Here is a 3086-nt window from a genome sequence, read left to right as displayed (position 1 = left end):
CAAATGACCTTTTTTAATTTAGGACATAGTGTCCAACTTCATTTTACAATCGGCCGATTTATTATTAATAATAAATTAAAGCTAGGAGACGAAAAAGATGGGACCATGGTTACCAAAATGAAAATATTTCAATTAGTTAAAGGGCAAGGAATAGTGATTCTTGCCCTTTATATTTTTTAAATAAATAATAAAAAAATGTCATCTTTGACAATTTATAAGTTATTAATGAAATTTATTATATAGTTTAATAATAAATTAATAATAGTGAATACTTAATTTAGAAAGGAAATAAAAATGAAGAAATGGCAAAAAATTCTCGAACTGCAAGTCGTTCTAAGCTTGTTGCTTGATATATCTTTTCTTGTTTTTAAAATTAATGAGAAACCATTTTTCATCTTTAAAATTCCAGATAAAATTTTGATTTGGATAGTTTTAGGGATTCTAGCATATGTTGCAATTGCTTTTTCTTCACTAAAAATGAACGATTTAATCATTTTAATCAGTGGGTAAATATCATTGTTTTGCCATATGCGTTTACGTTTTGTTTGAATAAAATGGTTGATCATCTTATTAAACAAAATCCGGCTAGCAGCAATATTCTGGCAATTATTTATTTACTTCTTTTTTTAACATATCTATTACCAGTACTTGTTGTCAGTTATGGTACTATCCAAAATGACTATGCTCGTATTATAGCTGTTATTCTTTTAGCAATAGCTTTACTTGCTAGCATAAATATGGACTTTGTAACTACAAGTGAATTATTGACGCATCTATTTAGGGTAAATATCTTTACAGGTGTAGCGCTAATTATTGATGGTGCAGTTTTATTTAGGAGATGGGGGTTTAAATTTAAGCCTAACTTAAAGGTAAAAATAGTCGGAGTACAAATAATTACTTGGATATTGCTGATTGCTTTTGCGTTTTGGTTGCCATTTTTTAATGCCTTTTCATATTTTGCAAATACTTTTGAGCAATTGTTTGTTGGCTGGGATTTTAGTGTAATTCTTCCTAGCGATTATGCGTTACTTGCAAGTACGGGCGCAGCCTTATTTGAGGAAATTGAACGCTATATAATTTTAGTATTGCTACTGTATGCTTTCAGAAATTTCAAAATCTATTTAGGCTTATCGATTTTTCTTAGTGCAATGCAATTTGGATTATTACATTTTTTCAACTTAGTTAATACAAATACAAGCTTGTATGATGTAGCTGTTCAGTCGAGTTGGACATTTGCATACGGATGTTTCTTAGCAGTTCTATATCTCTACACTGCACAAATTTGGTTGCCCATTTTATCCCATTTTTCATTTGATTTTCTTTCATATTCAATTAGAGGTGGAGGTTACGGCTTTATCTCATTGTATGGCGATCCGAAAATATTATGTGGCCTAATGGTAGCAGCGGTTGCGTTGATTGCTACAGGATTGATGATGTGGGGTAAACGTAAACAAGTTATGAGAGAAAATGCTGCAAGATTAGTAAGTAGATAAAGAAAAATCACATCACGGTATCATTGTGAAAACCATGATGTGATTTTATTTTGCTCAAAAAAGTCCATCGTTCGTTTTGTTCAAATTAATCAAAATCTCTCATGTCTAGCGCATGTTGAGCAGCCAAGTTAATGAAGTTCCACTGCTTGTCATAACTAGGTGAGAAGAAGAAGTCTTGATCGGCTAACTCTTCAAGAGTCATCTTCTTACCAATTGCTAAAGTGAAGACATTGCCGACTTCATCAATTGGATGAGTTGAAATGACGTCAGCACCTAATAATTGGTGACTGTACAAATTGTATGTCAAACTGATGTTGATGATTGGATTGTCCTTTTCGGGGATGTAACGCGGACGCATGTAGTCTTCGTAATAATCAGTTTCGACAATAATTCCAGATCTACCGGCACCATTAGAATTGATTCCTGTTGTAAAGCCGTGCAGTGAGAAGAGGTCTAATACTTGCGCACCGACTAAGCCAGGGAAAGTTGTGGCAGGTGTTTCTTCAAAAATATGCTCTGATAAGTATTTAGCTTCATGACGGGCAGCTACTGCAGAAGGAGCAGGGATTAAATTATTAGCTGGGATTGAAAAGGCTAAAATTGCATCCCCGATAGCGTAGACATCTTCCTGATTAGTCTTAAAGTTATTATCTGTTTCAATATAGCCGTGATCGTTTAGATCAATTACACCCTTAAGCCACTCAGTATTTGGTTTAATCCCTACGGTTTGAATGACCAAATCAGTTGGAATATTGCCTTGATCAGTAATTACTGCGGACACTTTGCCATCGCGGCCTTCAAAGCCGGTTACCGTTGTCCCCATCATCATCTTGACATTGTTTTCTCTGAATTCGTCTTCAACCAAGCTGATCATCATTGGATTTAAGAAAAATTGTAATGGTCGTGAAAGTTTGTCAATAAGTGTAACATTCTTTCCAGCCTTAGCCATTACTTCAGCGGCAGAAACACCATTCCCTGCACCAATGACGGTAACATTCTTGATACTTGGATCATGTAATGCCTCATTGATTCTGCTAGCCCAATAATGTCCACGCATCAATAAGATATTATCCAGATCTTTTCCGGGACCATCGATACTTTTGGCTAATGAACCAACTGTTAGAATTAACTTATCGTAGCTAACCTGATGACTGCCTTGTGGGTCTTCGACTGTAATTTCCTTCTTGTCAGGGTCCAAGTTAACTACTCTTGAATTGTTATGAACATGAGCGCCAATCTCTTCTAATTCTTGAGGGAAGAAATTGCGGACATTATCTTGTGCGGTAGTTTTACCTTCAAGGAATAATTTCATCCCGCATGACATGAATGAAACGAAATCATCAGCTTCGTATACATCTACTTGAACATTACTATATCTATCTAAAATATCAATTGCTGCTTCATGACCTGCATGAGAAGCTCCAATAATTACAATTTTTGTTACCATGATAATCGCCTAATTAAAAATCTGTTTTCTAAAATGTTAATGTTTTCATAACCATGATAACCTAAATTGAGAGAGATACCTATAAAAATTGTAAGCGTCTAAAAACAAGGTACCTATCTTAGCTCCGTTTTCTGTCATATACTAGC

The 3086-nt window shown here is 34.5% G+C and carries 4 protein-coding genes; 3 read left to right on the top strand and 1 reads right to left on the bottom strand.

Features of this window, described 5'->3' with window-relative positions; translation table 11 throughout:
* The 3 genes from FC46_RS10400 to FC46_RS09630 form a co-directional block, all read left to right on the top strand.
* Positions 1–180, top strand: a 180-nt coding sequence (locus FC46_RS10400) for a hypothetical protein (protein ID WP_236702316.1), incomplete at its 5' end; no start/stop codon positions are given.
* 114 nt (positions 181–294) lie between these two features.
* A complete protein-coding gene (locus FC46_RS09635; protein WP_057800190.1) occupies positions 295–510 on the top strand; it encodes a hypothetical protein in 216 nt (71 codons plus the stop codon).
* A 44-nt stretch (positions 511–554) separates the two neighbouring features.
* A complete protein-coding gene (locus tag FC46_RS09630; protein ID WP_338033570.1) occupies positions 555–1493 on the top strand; it encodes a CPBP family intramembrane glutamic endopeptidase in 939 nt (312 codons plus the stop codon).
* A gap of 85 nt (positions 1494–1578) precedes the next feature.
* Here FC46_RS09630 and FC46_RS09625 read toward each other — a convergent pair whose 3' ends face one another.
* Entirely contained in the window at positions 1579–2940 is a 1362-nt protein-coding gene (locus FC46_RS09625; protein ID WP_057800186.1) for an NAD(P)/FAD-dependent oxidoreductase, read from the bottom strand.
* Positions 2941–3086: the final 146 nt, after the last annotated feature.

Source organism: Lactobacillus kalixensis DSM 16043, assembly GCF_001434335.1.
GTDB lineage: Bacteria > Bacillota > Bacilli > Lactobacillales > Lactobacillaceae > Lactobacillus > Lactobacillus kalixensis.
The sequence above is the reverse complement of the archived record's forward strand: the minus strand, read 5'-3'. Positions and strand labels throughout refer to the sequence as shown.

Bases quoted from the DNA above. Each gene is read 5' to 3' on its own strand.
- FC46_RS09630 (WP_338033570.1), top strand. From the start codon at position 555: ATGGTTGATCATCTTATTAAACAAAATCCGGCTAGCAGCAATATTCTG.
- FC46_RS09625 (WP_057800186.1), bottom strand. From the start codon at position 2,940: ATGGTAACAAAAATTGTAATTATTGGAGCTTCTCATGCAGGTCATGAA.
- FC46_RS09635 (WP_057800190.1), top strand. From the start codon at position 295: ATGAAGAAATGGCAAAAAATTCTCGAACTGCAAGTCGTTCTAAGCTTG.